Origin of the sequence: Streptomyces syringium, assembly GCF_017876625.1 — a bacterium.
Classification (GTDB): Bacteria; Actinomycetota; Actinomycetes; order Streptomycetales; family Streptomycetaceae; genus Streptomyces; species Streptomyces syringius.
On the sequence record NZ_JAGIOH010000001.1, the window covers coordinates 390,406 to 407,756 of the forward strand.

The 17,351-nt window shown below is 70.9% G+C and carries 15 protein-coding genes and 2 riboswitches; of the genes, 10 read left to right on the forward strand and 5 right to left on the reverse strand.

What is annotated here, in order from left to right; translation table 11 throughout:
* Positions 1-17: 17 nt before the first annotated feature.
* Both JO379_RS01835 and JO379_RS01840 read left to right on the forward strand, forming a co-directional pair.
* Entirely contained in the window at positions 18-467 is a 450-nt protein-coding gene (locus JO379_RS01835) for a nuclear transport factor 2 family protein (protein WP_209513446.1), read from the forward strand.
* 88 nt (positions 468-555) lie between these two features.
* Complete coding sequence (locus JO379_RS01840) at positions 556-954, forward strand: VOC family protein (RefSeq protein ID WP_209513447.1); 399 nt, start codon at positions 556-558, stop codon at positions 952-954.
* A 23-nt stretch (positions 955-977) separates the two neighbouring features.
* On the opposite strand, the gene JO379_RS01845 is transcribed toward JO379_RS01840, so the two are convergent.
* Genes JO379_RS01845 through JO379_RS01855 form a run of 3 tightly spaced genes read right to left on the reverse strand, consistent with a single transcriptional unit; the run spans position 978 to position 5,039 of the window.
* Positions 978-1,640, reverse strand: a complete 663-nt coding sequence (locus JO379_RS01845; protein WP_209513448.1) for a response regulator — start codon at positions 1,638-1,640, stop codon at positions 978-980.
* Position 1,641: 1 nt separating this feature from the next.
* Positions 1,642-2,817 (reverse strand): sensor histidine kinase, encoded by a 1,176-nt coding sequence (locus JO379_RS01850; RefSeq protein WP_209513449.1) that lies wholly within the window; start codon positions 2,815-2,817, stop codon positions 1,642-1,644.
* Positions 2,818-2,822: 5 nt separating this feature from the next.
* Positions 2,823-5,039 carry an MMPL family transporter gene (locus JO379_RS01855; RefSeq protein ID WP_209513450.1) on the reverse strand — a complete coding sequence of 739 codons (2,217 nt, stop codon included), beginning with the start codon at positions 5,037-5,039 and terminating at the stop codon, positions 2,823-2,825.
* Positions 5,040-5,213: 174 nt separating this feature from the next.
* Positions 5,214-5,437: riboswitch (cobalamin riboswitch) on the forward strand.
* A gap of 323 nt (positions 5,438-5,760) precedes the next feature.
* On the opposite strand from JO379_RS01855, the gene JO379_RS01860 reads away from it, so the two are divergent.
* From JO379_RS01860 to JO379_RS01895, 8 genes are all read left to right on the forward strand, one after another.
* The gene (locus tag JO379_RS01860; protein WP_307841853.1) at positions 5,761-6,600 is read left to right on the forward strand and encodes a GHMP family kinase ATP-binding protein; all 840 of its coding nucleotides are present in this window, start codon (positions 5,761-5,763) and stop codon (positions 6,598-6,600) included.
* Positions 6,597-7,619, forward strand: coding sequence for a cysteine synthase family protein (locus tag JO379_RS01865; protein WP_209513451.1), 1,023 nt, complete (start codon positions 6,597-6,599; stop codon positions 7,617-7,619). The genes JO379_RS01860 and JO379_RS01865 overlap by 4 nt, the downstream gene beginning before the upstream one ends.
* Positions 7,616-8,848 carry an ATP-grasp domain-containing protein gene (locus tag JO379_RS01870; RefSeq protein ID WP_209513452.1) on the forward strand — a complete coding sequence of 411 codons (1,233 nt, stop codon included), beginning with the start codon at positions 7,616-7,618 and terminating at the stop codon, positions 8,846-8,848. The genes JO379_RS01865 and JO379_RS01870 overlap by 4 nt, the downstream gene beginning before the upstream one ends.
* Positions 8,845-10,116 carry an MFS transporter gene (locus JO379_RS01875; RefSeq protein ID WP_307841854.1) on the forward strand — a complete coding sequence of 424 codons (1,272 nt, stop codon included), beginning with the start codon at positions 8,845-8,847 and terminating at the stop codon, positions 10,114-10,116. The genes JO379_RS01870 and JO379_RS01875 overlap by 4 nt, the downstream gene beginning before the upstream one ends.
* The gene (locus tag JO379_RS01880) at positions 10,116-10,865 is read left to right on the forward strand and encodes a class I SAM-dependent methyltransferase (protein ID WP_209513453.1); all 750 of its coding nucleotides are present in this window, start codon (positions 10,116-10,118) and stop codon (positions 10,863-10,865) included. The genes JO379_RS01875 and JO379_RS01880 overlap by 1 nt, the downstream gene beginning before the upstream one ends.
* 55 nt (positions 10,866-10,920) lie before the next feature.
* A riboswitch (cobalamin riboswitch) is annotated at positions 10,921-11,103 on the forward strand.
* Positions 11,104-11,133: 30 nt separating this feature from the next.
* Positions 11,134-12,162, forward strand: a complete 1,029-nt coding sequence (locus tag JO379_RS01885) for an ABC transporter substrate-binding protein (protein ID WP_209513454.1) — start codon at positions 11,134-11,136, stop codon at positions 12,160-12,162.
* 65 nt (positions 12,163-12,227) lie between these two features.
* Positions 12,228-13,289, forward strand: coding sequence for a FecCD family ABC transporter permease (locus tag JO379_RS01890; RefSeq protein WP_209513455.1), 1,062 nt, complete (start codon positions 12,228-12,230; stop codon positions 13,287-13,289).
* Complete coding sequence (locus JO379_RS01895) at positions 13,286-14,191, forward strand: ABC transporter ATP-binding protein (protein ID WP_209513456.1); 906 nt, start codon at positions 13,286-13,288, stop codon at positions 14,189-14,191. Before JO379_RS01890 ends, JO379_RS01895 begins: the two co-directional genes overlap by 4 nt.
* Here the strand turns inward: JO379_RS01895 and JO379_RS01900 are convergent.
* Positions 14,119-15,132 carry a ferric reductase-like transmembrane domain-containing protein gene (locus JO379_RS01900; RefSeq protein WP_209513457.1) on the reverse strand — a complete coding sequence of 338 codons (1,014 nt, stop codon included), beginning with the start codon at positions 15,130-15,132 and terminating at the stop codon, positions 14,119-14,121. The two genes, JO379_RS01895 and JO379_RS01900, sit on opposite strands and share 73 nt — an antisense overlap.
* Positions 15,133-15,259: 127 nt before the next feature.
* Positions 15,260-17,329 (reverse strand): MMPL family transporter, encoded by a 2,070-nt coding sequence (locus JO379_RS01905; RefSeq protein WP_209513458.1) that lies wholly within the window; start codon positions 17,327-17,329, stop codon positions 15,260-15,262.
* Positions 17,330-17,351 lie beyond the last annotated feature (22 nt).

Genomic DNA, 17,351 nt, shown 5'->3' on the forward strand with positions numbered 1-17,351 from the left:
TGATCACACTGGCGGGTATGACGAAACCAGCCACGACCGACTCGATGACTGTCCTCACCGGCATGTACGAAGCCGAGGCGAAGTACCTGGCAGCCGGCGGCCCCGGCGAGGCGCCCTTCGATCTCCTCGCTCCATACTTCGCGTCCGATGTCGTACTGCATCAAGCCGAGGCGCTCCCCTATGGCGGAACGTGGCGTGGGCACGCGGGTCTCACGCGGTTCTTCCTCGCGATGAGCGATGTGTGGGAGTCGTTCGACATGGTGGATCAGACGTTTCTCGCCACCGGCGAGACCGCGGTGGTGCTCACCCAGGTACAGGCGCGCGCTCGCGCTACGGGCCGCGAGCTCGCCTTCCCCATCCTGCAGACGATCACGGTCAGGGACGGTCGAATCGTCGAGGTCCGCCCCTTCTACTGGGACACCGCCGCTATTGCCGACGCCTGCGCGGTACCCACACGGCCGGCCTGAAGGGGGCAGAAAACTCGGCCGACCGCCCCGGCCTGCCCGGTACAGTCCGACGAGGAACTTCGCGAGCGTGACAACACGAGGAGATCGAGTGACATCCCTCTTCCGGCACATCACCTTCGACTGCGCCGAGCCGCACGAGCCCTACGAGCTGGCCGAGTTCTGGAGCAGGGTCATCGGGCACCCGGTCGATCCGCAGGCTGAACCGGGCGACGACGAAGTCGTCCTGGAGGCGCCCGCCGGTCAGCCGACCCTGCTGTTCATGCGGGTACCCGAGGCGAAAACGCTGAAGAACCGGGTACACCTCGACCTGCAACCCGACCAGCCGCGGGATGAGGAAGTGCAGCGGGTGTCGGCGCTCGGCGCGGCCATCGTCGACGACCGGCGCCAGCCGAACGGCAGCGGCTGGGTGGTCTTCACGGATCCGGCCGGTAACGAGTTCTGTATCGAAAGGAGCGCGGCGGAACGCGCGGTGGCCGAGCGGGAGTAGGTCACACCACCGCCGCTGCGGAGCTACCCGCGTTCCGGGCGGGTGATCAGGCCGCGTTCGAGGGCTGTGACCACCGCGTGCGTGCGGTCGCTCACCTCGAGCTTCGCGAAGACACGCAGCAGGTGCGTCTTCACCGTGGCTTCCGCGATGACCAGCCGTTTGCCGATGTCGGCGTTGGACAGGCCGTCGGCGACCGCGTTCAGCACGTCCCGCTCGCGTGAGGTCAGGGCGACCAGGGCGGGTTGCCGCATTCTGGCCATGAGCCGTTGCGCGACCCGGGGGGCCAGGACGGTCTCGCCCCGGGCGGCGGAGCGGATGGCGTCGACGAGTTGCTCGCGCGTGGTGTCCTTGAGGAGGTAACCGATGGCGCCCGCCTCGACCGCGCGCTCGATCTCGGCGTCGGTGTCGTAGGTCGTCAGGATCAGTACGCGCGTCCCGGTCCGGCCCGCCACGATTTCCGTGGTGGCGGCCACCCCGTCGAGGACCGGCATGCGCAGGTCGATCAGCGCCACGTCGGGTTGGAGGCGCCGGGCGAGCTCGACGGCCTCCCGGCCGTCGCCCGCCTCGCCGACGATGTCGATGGCGGGCTCCGAGGCCAGCAGGGCGACCACGCCGGCGCGCATCACCGTGTGATCGTCCACCACGATGATGCGGAGCTTTCCTGCTGTCGCTGTCACGGCCGTCATGTCACACCTGACCGTTCGTGGGGACCATGGCGAGGACGCGGGTGCCGTCGCCGACGGAGCTGGTGACGGTGAGTTCGCCGCCGAGTTCGGCCAGCCGCTTGCGCATGCCGTCGAGGCCGAAGCCTCGGGAGTCCGCGACGACGAAGCCGCGGCCGTCGTCGGTGATCTCCAGTTCCAGGCCGTGGCCGTGGTCGGTGAGGACGACGCCCGCCGTGGAGGCGGCCGCGTGTTTGCGTATGTTGGCCAGTGACTCCTGGGTGCAGCGCAGGAGTGCGATGCGGGTCTGCTGGTCGCATTCGACGTCCGGCAGCTCCGCGTCGACCGTGAGGCCGGTGTCCTCGGCGAACCGGTCCAGGGTGCGGCGCAGGGTGCGGGCGACCGAGCCGGGGGCGACGCCGCTCTGGGGTGCGGAGCCGACGAGGACGCGCGCCTCGGCGAGGTTCTCGCGGGCGGTGTGCTCGATCGAGAGCAGCTGTTGGGCGCTCTTGCCCAGGTCGGTGCCGAGACCGGACCGGGCCGCTTCGGCGAGCACGATGATGGACGCGAAACCCTGGGCGAGGGTGTCGTGGATGTCCCGAGCGAGCCGTTCCCTCTCCTCCGCGGCGCCTTGCCGCTGGTGGGCCTCGACCAGTTGGTGGTGGGCGTTCTCCAGCTCGGTGTTCAGTCGGCGGGCGCGTTCGTCACTCTGCTGCACGATGCGGTGCACCAGCAGCCCGACGAGCACACCGGCGGCGTAGCCGAGGACGGTGAAGGCGACGTTGCCCGTGAGGAGTTCCATGTGCCGAACGGTCCGGGCGGTCACGGCCGCCCCAACGGCGGCGCCGCTGTAGGCAATGGCGGATACCGGGCCCGCGGCGAACATCCAGAATTGCGGCAGGGACACGATGAACAGCGCCGCGCCCCCGCCCGGCAGACCGGCCATCGCCCCCACACCGAGGGTGAGGACCCACAGCTGGACGTGCGGACGCACCACGGCGTTGTCCGGGAAGAGGCGCAGGGTGGCGTAGCCGAGGGAGATCACGGCCAGCAGCGCCAGCGACCAGTATTTGGCCGCTCCGGAATCGTTCCGCACGCCGATGACGGAGGGCGCCAGTCCGAGGAGCACCCAGGCGACGGTGTACCACCGGTGGAGCGTCGGTATCCAGAACCGGTCGTTGGGCTGTGGCCGTTGCTTCATGCTGGTCAGCCTACGTTTTCGAGCGGGCGCCCGGCCGGGACGACGTGGTGTGCTCCGCGTCCGTTCCGCGACGGCCACCAGCACCTGTCGCCGAGCAGCAGCATGAGGGCGGGCAGGATGACGATGCGGATGACGAAGGCGTCGATCAGTACGGCCACCGCCAGGCTGAAGCCGATCTGTTTCATCTCCATGATGTGCAGGGGCACGAAGCTGGCGAACACGGTCACCATCACGAAGGCGGCGCTGGTCACCACACTCGCCGAGCCGCCGATGCCGTCGAGTACGGCCTGCCGGGTCGGCACACCGCGGAGCACTCCCTCCCGGATCCGGGTGATGACGAACACCTGGTAGTCCATCGACAGACCGAAGAGGATCACGAACAGGAACAGCGGTACCCGGGAGCCGACCGAGCCGGTGGAGGTGAAGTCGAGCAGGCTCTCGGCCCATTCGTCTTGGAAGACCAGCACCAGCAGACCGAGCGAGGCGGCGGCCGAGAGCAGGTTCAGTGCCACGCCGACGAGGCCGAGGACGAGTGAGCGGAACGCCCACACCGTCATGGCGAAGGTCACCAGGAGCAGGGACCCGATGACGATCGGCAGCTTCTGCCTCTGGTGCTCGGGGTAGTCGGCGTAGCGGGCGACGTCCCCGGTCACCGCGGTCCGGGCGCCGGTCACCTGGCCGACGGTGGCCGGCACGTACCTCTGGCGGAGGCGTTCGAGGGACGTCTGCGCCGCGTCGGAGCTCACGTGGTGCGGTACGGGCAGTTCCAGGAGGCTGACGCGCCGGTCGGGTGAGGTGCGCAGTTCCGCCGTGCCGGCGAGCGCCGGGTCGGCTTCGGCGCGGCGGGCCAGTGCGCGCAGCGCGCCGGTCACCTCGCCGGCGAGGGCCGGCTCGGCGCGTACGACGACCTGGTGCATGGACTTCAGTTCCGGGAAGGCGTGGTTGAGCCGGTCGTACGTCCGCATGGCGGGGATGGAGCGGGAGTGGGTCTCGCGGCCCATGTCGGTCAGCTCGAGGTCCAGTAGCGGGGCGGCCAGGGCGAGGGTCGCGAGGACGGCGACCGTCAGGGTGGCGGCCGGACGCCTGCTCGTGGCGCGCAGTACGGCCCCGGTGATCCGGCCGGCACGGGCCTTCGGCTGCGGGGGGTGCGTCGGCTGTGCGGTGCCGCGCCCGGCCGCGCGGGCGGCCTTGCGCAGCGCGCGGCGCTCCGCCCGCTCACCGAAGGTGGCCAGCAGCGCGGGCAGCACGGTGAGCGAGCTGACCACGGCGACCAGGGTGACGACGATCGCGCCCGTGGCGATCGAGGAGAAGATGACGTCGTCCACCAGGTACAGCGTCGCGCTGGAGACGGCGACGGCGAGCCCGGAGAGCACGACGGCCCGTCCGGATGTGGCCGCGGCGAGTTCCACCACGGCCTGCGAGCTGAGCCGGCCGCCTGCCCGGGCGCGTTCCTCCCGTTCGCGCTTGAGGTAGAAGAGGGTGTAGTCGACGCCGACGGCCAGGCCGATCAGCAGGATGACGTTGGTGCCGACGCCGGCGTCGGGGAAGGCGTGCGAGGCCGGCATCGACAGGCCGATGGCGGCGGCGATCGAGGAGAGCGCCAGCAGCAGCGGCACGGTGGCCATCGCCACGGAGCGGAAGACGAACAACAGGGTGATCAGGGTGACGGGCAGCGCGATGAGCTCCGTGCGGGAGAGATCGTCTCCCCGCAGCTTCTCGACGCCCTTGCTGATGGAGGGGCTGCCGGTCTCCTCCACGCGCAGCCCGGGGTGTGCGGCCTGCACCGCGGCGGTCTGCGCCCGCAGGGGGTCCACGTGCTTCTTGCCGTCGAGCTCGGGGCCCTTCATGGTCACGTCGACCCGGACCGCTCTGCCGTCGGCCGAGCGCACGGGCGCGGCCACGGCGCCGACTTCGGGGAGTTTGCGCATCCGGGCGGTGATGTCCCGCGCGGCAGTGTCCGCCGCGGCCCGGTCGAGCGTGCCCGTGCCCGGCTTCGCGGAAATCAGCACGCGCTCCACGGGCCTTTGTTGCAGACCGCCCCCGGCCGCCATGGCCTCCGCCCGGCCCGCTTCGCCGACGCGGAAGTCCTCACTGGTGGCGGCGTTGCCGCCCACCGAGATCCCGGTGCCGAGACACAGGGCGACGAAGAGGAACCAGCCGGCTATGGCGCGCCACGGGTGTCCGGCGCTCCAACGAGCCATGCGTACAGGGAAAGTCGTCATGCCGTACATGCTGATCGCCGGGGTGCCGCCGCCATGAGCCTCGACCGGTTGAACTTCGTGTCCACCGGTCGGTGGACACGAGGGGTCGTCTCCAGGCGCCCTTCGCCCCAAGTCCCTTTCACGGCAACCCCGGTGGGACCGTCAGGCCCCCTGTCGCACACGCGTCCGTCCCTTTACTCTGGGGACGCAGTCGGTTCGCGCTGTCCGCCTGGCAGCCGCGGCGTAAGAGGGAACCCGGTGGAAGTCCGGGACTGCCCCGCAGCGGTGAGTGGGAACGAACGTCGTCATCGGCACCGGGCCGGGAGACCGGATCCGGGAAGCGACGGCCGGTAGGCGCGAGGTCGCGTGCGACCTCGCGGGCCCACGAGTCCGAAACCTGCCCACTGCGCGCGTGCGGCCCGCACGCGCTGATCACGGTGGCCTCGAGGGTGGGCCGGCGGGTACAGGCGGGCATCGCGCTCTTGCCGGGCGGCGTCCGCTGTTCCTTCGCGTGCCCTCAGCGGTCCCGGGATCCCGGCGACGCGCGAAGGAGTGTCCTGGTGACCGATGGCCCTCACCGCCCTGCCCCCAGGCCGCCTCGGTGACGTCCTCCGGGCAGGGGCGTGCCCCCGCCTCGCCCTCCCGGACGGCGGCCGGGAAGGCGCCGCAGACCGATCGGGCCATCACCGGCGGGCCCACGCTCCGCGTTCCGTGTGCGCGGGACGGGCGGACCTTCTCGGGGGTGTGCCACGGCACCCTGGGGGAGCTGTTCCAGGGGCCGCTCCGGCACGGGGGCGAGCAACGCATCGCGCTCGTCTCGTTCCCCGTCGACCGGCACTCCTGGGTGCATTTCACCCGGGGTGCCGGACCCCCGGGTGCCCTCCCGGCGGGCGAGAAGACGGCTCGGGCCGCCGGGCTGTTCCTGGAGCGCTACGGCCTGACCCTGCCGCCGGGCCGGTGGAGTGCCCATTCCGACCTCCGGGTCGGTGTGGGCATGGCCAGTTCCACCGCCGACATCGTGGCGACGCTGCGCTGTCTGTTCCGGGTCTTCTCGCTGCCGTACGACCTGCGTGCGGTGATCGAGGTGCTGTCCGCGATCGAACGCGCGGACAGTGTCTTCCTCGACGAGTTCGCGCTGTATCTCAGTGACCGGCACCGTGTCGTCCGCCGCCTGGGAACCGCCATCGGCTTCCACACCGCGTTCATCACGGAGCCCGGCACCGTCGACACCGCCGTGGTGACGCCGCTGCTGCTGCGGCACTACCGGCGGCGGTCGGCGGAATACGAGCGCTGCCTGACCGATCTGCTCAAGGGGTTCTCGGCAGCCGATCCGGCGGCCGTCGCCCGTTCCGCGACGGCCGACGCCGCTCTCTCCCAGGAGGTGCTGCCCAAAGCCACGTTCGAGACCGTGCTGGCACACCGCGAGGAGTTCGGGGCGGACGGTGTGTTCGTCGCGCACACCGGCTGCCTCGTCGGCTACCTCTTCGCCCGCCGCCCCTCCCCCTCGCTCAAGGACGAACTGTCCGGCTTCTTCCACACGCTCGGCCACCAGTGCTCATTCGCCCAAGGAGGCTACGGGTGATACACGCCCATATCGCCGACGCTCTCAAGTCCCCGCACCTGGTCCGACTGTCCGACGGCATGGTCCTGGCCCGCTTCGAATCGATGAAGATCTACTCCGCGCTGGCCGCGGTGCGACGGCTCCTCGACCGGGGCACGGTCCGGCCCGGGCAGACCCTCGTCGACAGCTCCAGCGGGATCTACGCCCAGGCACTGGCGCTGGCCTGTCACCGCTACGGCATGCGCTGCCACATCGTCGCCTCCACCACCGTCGACGCCACCACCCGTGCCCAGTTGGAGATCCTCGGCGCCACCGTCGAGCAGGTCGCCCCGTCGAAGAACCTCAAACTCGACCAGGAGCTGCGCGTGGCGCGGGTGCGGCAGATCCTGGCGGAGCGTCCCGACGTCCACTGGATGCGTCAGTACCACGACGACATCCACTATCTCGGCTACCGGGAGTTCGCGGACACCGTCGCCGCCGCGTTCCCGGACCGGCCGCTGACCGTCGTCGGGGGGATCGGGTCGGGCGCCTCCACGGGCGGGCTGGCCGAGCATCTGCGGCAGCGTGACCCGTCGGTCCGTCTGATCGGTCTGCAGCCCTTCGGGAGCGTCACCTTCGGCAGCGAGGACCACCACGATCCGGAGGCGATCATCGCCGGCATCGGCTCCTCGATCGTCTTCGACAACGTCCGCCACCATCTGTACGACGCGATCCACTGGATGGACTTCCACCACGCCATGGCGGGAGCCGTGGCCCTGCTGCGCGAGCACGCGGTGTTCGCCGGCCTGTCCACGGGCGCCGCCTACCTCGCCGCCTCCTGGGAGGCGCACCGCTGTCCCGGCCGGCTCCATCTGGTGATCGGGGCCGACACCGGTCACCGCTACGTCGAGCGGGTCTTCGCCCGGCACCGCGAGGCTCTGGACACCGCCGCGCTCGGCCCGGCCGAGATCACCTCGCCGGCGGACCTGTCGATGCCCTGGTCGACGATGGCCTGGAACCGCAGCCCCGCACCGGGCCGGCAGAAGGAGCTCGCGTCGTGACGGTGGTCTCCCTCGAAGCCCTCACCTTCGGCCTGGGGCACCTGATCCGGGCCGCCGACGCGCTCGGCGAGCGCATCCGGCTGCTGACCCGTGACCCGCTCGTCTACGCGCACGAATTGCGGCAGCTGCCGGACGGGGCTCTCGACGTGGTCGAGATGGACACCTTCGACGTGGACGCCGTGGCCGCGGACCTTTGCGGCCTTCCCGGGCTGCGGGGGCTCATCAGCTCGACCGACACCTGGACCCTGGTCGGTGCCGAGCTGACGGCCCGCTTCCGACTGCCCGGCCTGGACGCCGCCGTACTGGAGCTGACGCGGGACAAGGCAAGGGTGCGCAACGTGCTTTACGAGGCGGGCCTGACGAGGGGCCGCGCGGTGGAGGCCGGAGCCCTGGGGGCCGACGCCGACTACCCGCGCCGGCTGGGGAAGGAGGTGGGCTTCCCCGCCGTCCTGAAGGACACCGCCGGAACCGGCAGCCAGAACGTCTGGCTCGCCCGTGACGAGCCGGAGCTCGCAGAGGCCCTGCGCGCGGCCGGCGGGCGGCGGCTGACCGGCCGCCTCTTCGCGGAGCCGTACTTCTCCGGGCCTCTCTACAGCGCCGAGACACTCACCTGGGAGGGACACACCAGGCTGCTGGGCGTCTCCAGCCGGCTGATGTCGCACGAGCCGCGCTTCCGTGAGGAGATCACCGCGTTCCCCGTCGCCTTCCCCGAGCCGCAGCGCCTGTCGCTGGAGAAGTGGCTGGGCGAGGTGCTCGCGGCCGTGGGTTACACCGACCGGTTCGCCCATGTCGAGTTCGCCCTCACCGTGACGGGCCCGGAGATCATCGAGATCAATCCCCGGATCGGCGGCGCTCTCGTCGCGGAGGGCATGTGCCGGGCGCTCGGCTGCAATGTGTACGAGGCGATGGTGGAGGCCTCTCTCGGCCGTCGTCCCCGCCTCATCGACGCGGAGCTTCCGGGCGGCCCGGCGGTCGCGTTCGTTCTCGGATATCCGGAACAGGCAGGAGTGTTCACGGGGGTGACGGGGCTCGACCGGCTGGAGGGCATGCCGGGGTCGCCCGCCTGGTATCCGGTCAAGCGCGTCGGAGACCGCATCGAGTACCTGGGCGACAGCCGGGGCTACGCGGGCATCGTCTGGGCGGAGGCGGAGACCGCTGAGCTGGCCACCCACCGCGCCGTGGCCGCCGCCAACGCGGTACGGGTCCACACCGAGCGGGCGGCCGGGTGAGCGCAGGGCGGGCCACGGCGACACCCCTCGGCATCTCGCTTCTCCGGCTGAGCGGACCGCTGCGGTTCCTGCTGGTCAGTTCCTTCCTCATCCCGCTGGGCAGCTTCATGGTCCTGCCGTTCATGTCGGTGTTCCTGCACGAACGGCTCGGCATGGGCCTGGGAGCGGTGGGGCTGGTCCTGGCCGTGGCGTCCCTCGTGCAGTTCTCCGGTGGCGTGGTCGGCGGGGCGCTCGCGGACCGTATCGGCCTGCGGCGCACCATGGTGTGGGCCCTGACGGTACGTACGGCGGGCTTCGTGGGTCTGCTGCTGGCGTTGCGCTGGCCGCCGCTCGTCGTGGGCGCGCTGATCCTCACCTGTTGCGGTGCGGCGCTGTATCTCCCCGCCAACAAGGCCTATCTGGTGCGCGGCGTGGACGACGAGCGGCGGCCGATGTTCCTGTCGGCCGGGAACGCGGCGCTCAACGCGGGCATGGCGGTCGGACCACTGATCGCCGGCCCGTTCGTGCTGTCCTCACCCGGCTGGCTGTTCCTCGCGACGACAGCCCTGTTCCTGGGCGTGACGGCCGGCCACGCGCTGCTGCCCACGGAGAGGACCCCGGTGGGGCCGGCGGGCGGAGCCGTCGGCGCGGACCCGGGGAAGGCCGATGGTCTCCCGGTGAGCAGGGGCCTGCTCTCGGGAGTGGCACCGCTGCCGTTCGCGGCCAATCTGCTGGCCTTCTATCTGTACTTCCACTTCCAGCACTATCTGGCCGTGTTCGCGGTGGAGCGGGCGTCCAGCGAGTTCTACAGCCTGGTGCTGCTCACCTGCTTCGTCCTGGTCATCGTGGTCCAGCCACTGGCCTCCGGCCGGATCCGCCGGATGCCGTACCGGCGGGCGCTGGTGGGGGGCTTCCTCGCGCTCGCCGCCGGAATGGCGGTCCTGTCGGCCGGCACCAGGACGGCGCTGCTGCTGGGCGGCGCGCTGATCACCTTCGGTGACATCGTGTTGTTCCTGAAGAACGACTTGGAGGCCTTGCGCCGCAGTCCGCGCTCCGATGCCGTCGTGTTCGGGCAGCAGCGTCTCGCGGCCGGCCTCGGCGCGTGCGCGAGCGGGATTCTCGGCGGGCAGCTCTACGGTCTCGGCCTCGACGCCGGGGAGACCGGCTGGTTCTGGCTGGCGGCCGCGGCTCAGTGTCTGCTTCTCCCGCCCCTGCTGCTCGCGGTGCGCACGGCACCGGGTGCGGGGAAACCGATCGACTCGACGACGCGAAGGAAGGCCGGTTCCTGATGACACGGACGGACGGGTTCGAGGACGACGAGTTCTGGACCGAGTTCTACGACTTTCTCTTCTCCGAACAGCGCTACAGCCAGGCGGAGGAACTTCTCGACTCCTCTCCCCTGTTGGCCTTCACTCCCGGGGCCCGTGTCCTGGACCTGTGCTGCGGCCCGGGTGTGTTCACCGTTCCGCTGGCGCGTCGCGGCCACCACGTCACCGGCGTGGACCGCAGTCCCGCGATGCTGGAGCGGGCGCGGGAGTTCTGCGGGGCGGCGGGGGCGAAGGCCCGGTTCGTCCGGACCGACGCGCTGCACCACGTCGAGCCGGAGGCCTACGACGTCGTGCTCAACATGTTCACATCGTTCGGGTACTTCGAGGAACACGCCGCCAACATGCGGGTGTTGCGCAACATGCGTGCTTGTCTGGAACCCGGTGGCCGTCTGCTGCTGGACGTGGCGGGCAAGGAGCTCCTGGCCCGTAAGGTCGTGCCGCCGAAGGTCGTCCACCGGGGCGGTGATCTGCTGGTGCAGACCGACACCGTGCTCGACGACTGGGCCCGGCTGCGCAGCGACTGGGTGCTGGTCCGCGGGGACCGCGTTCGCCGGGCGAGCCTGGTCTGGTTCGTGTACAGCGCGGTCGAACTGCGGGCGATGGCCGAGGAGGCCGGCTTCGAAGAGGTCGAGATCTTCGGTGGCTTCGACGGCCGGCCCTACGACCAGGACGCCGAACGACTGATCCTTCGCGCCTCCCGTCAGGGCTGAATGAGGCGGAGGGGGGCGCGAATTGATCGATCGTGCGCCCTTTCCCGCCTCGCCCGCCACTCGTAATATCACCGGGTCATCGTCGCGACGGGGAATCAGGAAGCCGGTGTGAATCCGGCACGGTCCCGCCACTGTGACCGGGAAGCGATACCTCTGGGGGAGACCACCGCGAGAGCGGTCGGAGGCCAGGGGACGTCGCTCCGGGAGTCAGGACACTGTCCCGTCGCGAGGGCTGTCCGAGGAGCGCGGACTCCGCAGGAGGCATCACATGTACGACGGCATCCACCGTCTTTCCTTTTCGTCCCCCACCCGTCGGCGGATCATCCGTTGTGCGTTGGCTTCGGTCCTTGCCACGAGCTTCCTGGCAGGCTGCGGAGCGACGGACCCTGCGGACGACCGGGCCACGGCCCCGCGGGCGAAGGGGTTTCCCGTCACCATCGACAATTGCGGCACCCGGACCACCTATCGGAAGCCACCCGCCCGGGTGGTGACCATCCACCAGCACCCGGCCGAGCTGATGCTCGCTCTCGGGCTGAAGAAGGCGATGGTCGGCACGTCGTTCCCCGACTCCGCGGTGCTGCCCGAGCACCGCCGCGACTTCGGCCGGATTCCCGAGCTGGCGAAGAAGGAGCCGTCCTTCGAGACCGTCGTGGACGCCGAGCCCGACTTCGTGTACGGCGGCTACGGTTCCGCCTTCGCGGAGAAGGAGGGGCGATCCCGCAAGGTGTTCGCCGAGGCGGGCATCGACACCTATCTCAACCGCGAGTACTGCGGCAAAGGCCGCGTGGCCATGGCGGACGCCTACGAGGAGGTCCGTACCATCGGCCGGATCTTCGGCATCCAGGGCAGGGCCGACGACCTCGTGACGCGCCTCGAGGAACGCGTCGCCAGGACGACCGAAGCGGTCGAAGGCAGCCGGCCGGTGCCGGTGTTCGTCTACGACAGCGGGGACAAGGCGGCCTTCACGGCAGGCGGCAAGAGCCTGGGCACGGAGATCATCCGGCTGGCCGGAGGGCGCAACGTGTTCGGCGACCTCGACGAGGTCTTCGGTGACGTCTCCTGGGAGCAGGTCGTCGAGCGCAAACCCGAGGTCATCGCCATCTACGACTACCGCGGTTCGGGCAGTGTCGAGCAGAAGAAGAAGTTCCTCCTGTCCCACCCCGCCCTCGCCGACGTGCCCGCCGTCAAGAACCAGCGGTTCACGGTACTGCCGCTGACCTCGACCCTGGTCGGTGTGCGGCCCCCCTACGCGGTGGAGGATCTGGCCCGCCGACTGCATCCCGAGCGGTTCCGGTGACGGCCCGTCCGTCGGCCGTGGCGGACACGGCCGACACGGCATCCCGGCGCTCCAGGACGGTCCGGATGCCACCGCGCGGACGGCGCAAGGTGCCCTATCCGCTGGTCCTGGTGCTTCTCGGCGCTCTCCTGCTGGTCTCGGTGACGGCCGGGCTGACCATCGGCTCGGTGAACGTGCCGCCCGGTGAGGTGTGGGGCATCGTCGCCCACCGCGTGGGGGCGCCGTGGCCGGAGCCGGCCTGGACCCGGGCGCGCGAGACCATCGTCCTCGACGCCCGGGCTCCCCGGGTACTGCTCGGCGCGGTGACCGGCTCCGGGCTCGCGGTGGTCGGCACGGCCATGCAGGCCCTGGTCCGCAATCCGCTCGCGGACCCGTATCTGCTGGGCGTGTCCTCGGGCGCCTCGCTGGGGGCGGTCCTGGTCATCGTTTCCGGTGTGACCCTGTTCGGCACGCTGTCGCTGTCGGTGTCCGCCTTCGCGGGAGCCCTGCTCACCCTGCTGCTGGTGTACGCGACCGCCCGGGCCACCGGTCGGATCACCTCCGTCCGGCTGGTGCTGTCCGGAGTCGCCGTCGCCGCCGTCGCGACCGCCCTGACCGACCTCGTGCTGCTGACCGCCGACCGTGGCAACCAGGCCCGCGAGGTGCTCGCCTGGACACTCGGGGGCCTCGGCGGAGTGCGGTGGGACACCCTCTGGCTGCCGGCGGGCGCACTGCTGGTGGCCGTCGCGGTGCTGATCCTGCGGGCCCGGTCGCTCAATCTGTTGCTGGCGGGCGAGGAGGCTGCCACCACCATGGGGCTGGATGTGGCGCGGTTCCGCGGCCGGATGTTCGTGCTGCTCTCCCTCGTCACCGGTGTCCTGGTGGCGGCGGCCGGGCCCATCGGCTTCGTCGGGCTCATGCTGCCGCACATCGTTCGTCTCTTCGTCGGCGGGGACCACCGTCGCGTCCTGCCGGCGGCTGCTCTGGCGGGGGCCGTCTTCCTGGTGTGGGCCGACATCACGGCCCGTACGGTCGCCGCACCGCAGGAGATTCCGGTCGGGGTGCTGACCGCCCTGTGCGGTGGCCCCTTCTTCCTGTGGCTGATGCGCCGGGACGCCCGGCGGGGCACCGGCCAGGGGGTGGAATGAGCGCGACCGAACTGTGCGTGGAGGGCCTCACGGTCACCGCCGGGGCACACCGCCTCATCCACGACGTGTCCGTGAACGCCGCCCCCGGTGAGGTGGTCGGGGTGGTGGGGCCCAACGGCAGCGGCAAGTCGAGCTTGTTGCGCACCGTCTACCGGGTGCTGCGCCCCGACACCGGGCGGGTGATCGTCGACGGGGCGGACGCCTGGCAGCTGCCCGTACGGCGGCTGGCACGCACGCTGGCGGCGGTGGTGCAGGAGCCCGGCGCCGATTTCGATCTGGTGGTGCGCGACGTGGTGGCCATGGGGCGCACTCCCCACAAACGTCTGCTCGACGGGGACACCGCCGAGGACACCCGGCTGGTGGATTCCGCACTGGCACGGGTCGACGCGACGGAGCTGTCGGACCGCCCCTTCGGCCGGCTCTCGGGGGGCGAGCGACAGCGCGTACTGATCGCGCGGGCACTGGCCCAGCAGCCCACTCTCCTGGTTCTCGACGAGCCGACCAACCACCTGGACATCCGGCATCAGATGCAGGTGCTGGGGCTCCTGCGCCGACTGCCCACCACGGCCCTGGTCGCGCTCCACGATCTCAACCTGGCCGCCTACTACTGCGACCGCCTCTACGTGCTGCGGGACGGCGCGGTGGCGGCATCGGGGCCGCCCCGGGAGGTGCTCACCGCCCGGCTGCTCGCCGAGGTCTACGGAGTGACGGGAGAGGTCACCCTCCATCCCAGGACCGGCGCGCCCCACGTCACCTTCTTCCCCGAGGAGACGGCATCGGGCGGGGACGTGGTGGTGGCCGAGAAGCCGGCCGCGGCCATCGACGGGCGTCAGTCCGAGCCGTGGTCGTGCGGCGCCTGCGGCGAGGGGGCGGGTGCGGGGCGTTCCCGGCCGCCGTCGTGACCCGAGGCGACCACGGCGACGAGGCCCACGAGCACCGCGCCGACCGCGACCCGGCCCGCCACCCGGGCTGCCCATGCCGGGAGCCGGGGCGGAGACGGCCGGTCGGTGCCGCCTCCGCGCCGGCCGGGCCACGTGAGCCGTTCGGCGCGGCGGGCGGGGCGCAGCAGCCGGAGCAGGAGCAGCGCGGCGACGGGGAGTTGCAGCAGCCACAGCGCGGTGCGCGGCCACTCGGCGTACCAGACGTTGGTGCCGTACAGCAGGGTGTGCCAGACGCTGAGGACGTAGACGACGACGATGAAGCGGTGCAGCCTGCGCCAGGTGTGCGGGCCTATACGGTGCCGGACGTAGAAGAGCAGGCCCAGGGGGATGGCGAGATAGAGGGCTCCCTGCCCGATGGGGATGGCGAGCCGACCGGTTCCCGAGGAGTATCCGCCGGGCACGAAGGTGTCCACGAACGCTTCCCAGAAGCGCTCGGTCCACGTCGATTCCGCTTTGTAGCGCACGAGTTCCGCCGCGAACATCAAGGCGTGGGCGACCATCAGCGCCAGGGTGGTGAGGCTGGTGACACGGTGCCAGCGTTCGAGCCCGGCCCTGGAGATCGGCAGCCGGCCGGGCCGGGGACCGGAGAGGAGCAGCCCGAGCATGATCGTGATCCAGGCCCACAGCAGTCCCGACCAGCCGAACGCCTGGCTGAGGAAATACATCCAGTAGGCGCCGGCGTCCTTCATGAAGGGCATGACCGCGACCGTCGAGGACTCCCCCGAGCGCACGCGCGCGAAGAGGAACAGGAACACGGTCGCGGTGACGGCCAAGGCGGCGCAGACATCGGGTACGGCGGACCGTGCGTCGGCCTTCAGCGCGGGCCCGCCGCGACGCCGAGGACCGTCGGGCTCGCGTACGCCCTCTTGACTGCCGGAAGCGGATGCCGCGTCAGGACTCATACGCCGATCCTTCCGCGCGGGGGCCTGCCGTGTCCCAGGATCACCGATTCCGGTCCGCGTGGCTTGTGTTGACGGGAGCCTGCGAGGCATCCGGGGGCCGCCCGCTGAGGGGTGCGGGCGGCCCCGGTCAGGGGCGGCGTCCGCGCCCCTTCGGCATTCCTGACACCGCTCGCCTGCCTCCCGGCAACCACCAGTTCGCCTGGCCCGCGAGAGTCATCAGACCGGGCACCAGAGCCCCCCGCACCACCACGGCGTCCACCAGGACAGCCAGAGCCAGTCCCACCCCGGTCAGTTTGAGCGAGGCGACCTCAGAGGTCGCGGGTCCGGCCATGGCGGCGGCGAAGACAAGAGACGCTGCCGTGACCAGTCGGCCTGTTCGCTGCATTCCCACGACGACAGCCGAGGTGTTGTCACCTGACGCGAGATACTCCTCCTTGATACGCGCGACGATGAAGACCTCGTAATCCACCGACAGCGCGTAGGCGGTCGCCAGCAGGAAGACGGTCGTCGTGGCGAAGAGGTACCCGGGGACGTGGAAGTCACCGACGACATCCCGCAGGTGCCCGTCCTGGAACACGTACACCAGACAGCCCAGCGTCGCCGTCAGGCTTGCCACCGCCACCACCACGGCCTTGAGCGGTACCAGCAAGCTGCGGGTGAACAGCGCCATGAGCACGAACGTCGCAGCCGCAATGAGGCCACAGCACCAGGGTGAAGCACGCCGAATGGCGGACAGGGTGTCCACCGCCTGCGCCGCCTCCCCGGCGACGAGGACATGACCGTGGGCAGGAAGAGTGCGCAGCCGCTGTACCAGGGCCGCCGATTCCTCCGCCCCAGGGTCGGAACGTGAAGTGACGACCAGCACCGGGCCGCCCGGGGAGTGACCGGTGAGGGTGCGGACGGCGGCCGCCTGGGGCAGCGCCGACACGCTACGGGCGTAGCCCTCGACGTCCTCGGGCGGTGTCCCTCGCGGAAGGCCGACGAGCAGTTCTCGCTCCGGTGCCGAGGCGAAGTCATGACGGATCGCCACAGCTGCCGTACGGGTCCTGCTGTGCTGGGGGAGATCGTCAGCGCTGTCCGGGCCAAGGGTGACATGCCATGCGGGCAGGGACAGCGCGGCCAGCACGCAGGTGCCGGCGAGTGCGGCTGCGACAGGCCGTCGGGTGACGGCCAGAGCCACTCGGCGCCAGCCCTGGCTTCCTTCGGGGCCGAAAGCGCCGTGCCTGCGGAGGCGAGCGAACAGGTCGAACCGGTCGATGTGCCGTCCGAGGAGCGCCAGCAGGGCCGGGACCACGGTCACGGACGCCGCTGCGGAGAAGACCACCACCGCGATCGCGGCCCAGGCGGCCGAGCGCAGGAACAGGAAGGGGAAGAGCAGCAAGGCGGAAATGGATACCAGCACGATGCTCGCCGAGACGACGACGGAGCTGCCCGCCGTGCGGACGCTGCGAGCGATGGCATCCCGCGGAGGGGCGCCGGCCGCGGATTCCTCGCGAAAGCGTGAGACCACCAGGATGCCGTAGTCCACCGCCAGGCCGAGCCCCAGAGCGGTGGCGATGTTCGAGGCGTACACCGAGACCTCGGTGAAGGAGGTCAGCAGCCGGAGAAAGGCCAGGGTGCCCGCCGTGGCGATCAGCGCACTGATGACCGGCAGCAGCGCTGCGACGAGGGATCGGAAGACGAAGAGGAGAAGGAGGGCACAGGCCGGCGCGGAGATCAGCTCCGCCCTGAGGAGGTCGGCGCGGTTGTCCTCCAGGGTCTCGGCGTGTGTCCATGCCGTTCCGGTGGGCGTGATCTTCACCGGCCCGCGGTGGTCGCCGAGGGCGGTGACCAGCCTTTGGGCGGTCTTCGCCCTGAGTGCCTCGTCACCGGTCAGGTCGGCGGTGACCAGTGCCGAACGCGTGTCCCGGGAGATCAGATCGGGGTCCTTCGCGCTCCAGTACGAGGAGACGGTGCCGACACCCGGCGACCGCCGGATGTCCTCCTCCACCGCACGGCCCACCGCCGCGACCCCCGACGAGCGTACGTCCGACGGGGCACTCAGCAGCAGCACCAGGTCGGGGTCGGAGAAGCCATGGCGCTCCCCGAGCGTGGCGCTGTCCCGGGCGGCGGGGGATCCGGACGGGGCCGCACCGGTGTTGCTGAGCCGGTCCAGACCGGCTGTGCCGAACAGGCCCATCGCCACGGTGCCGACCACGCACGCGGCCAGTGTCAGGCGA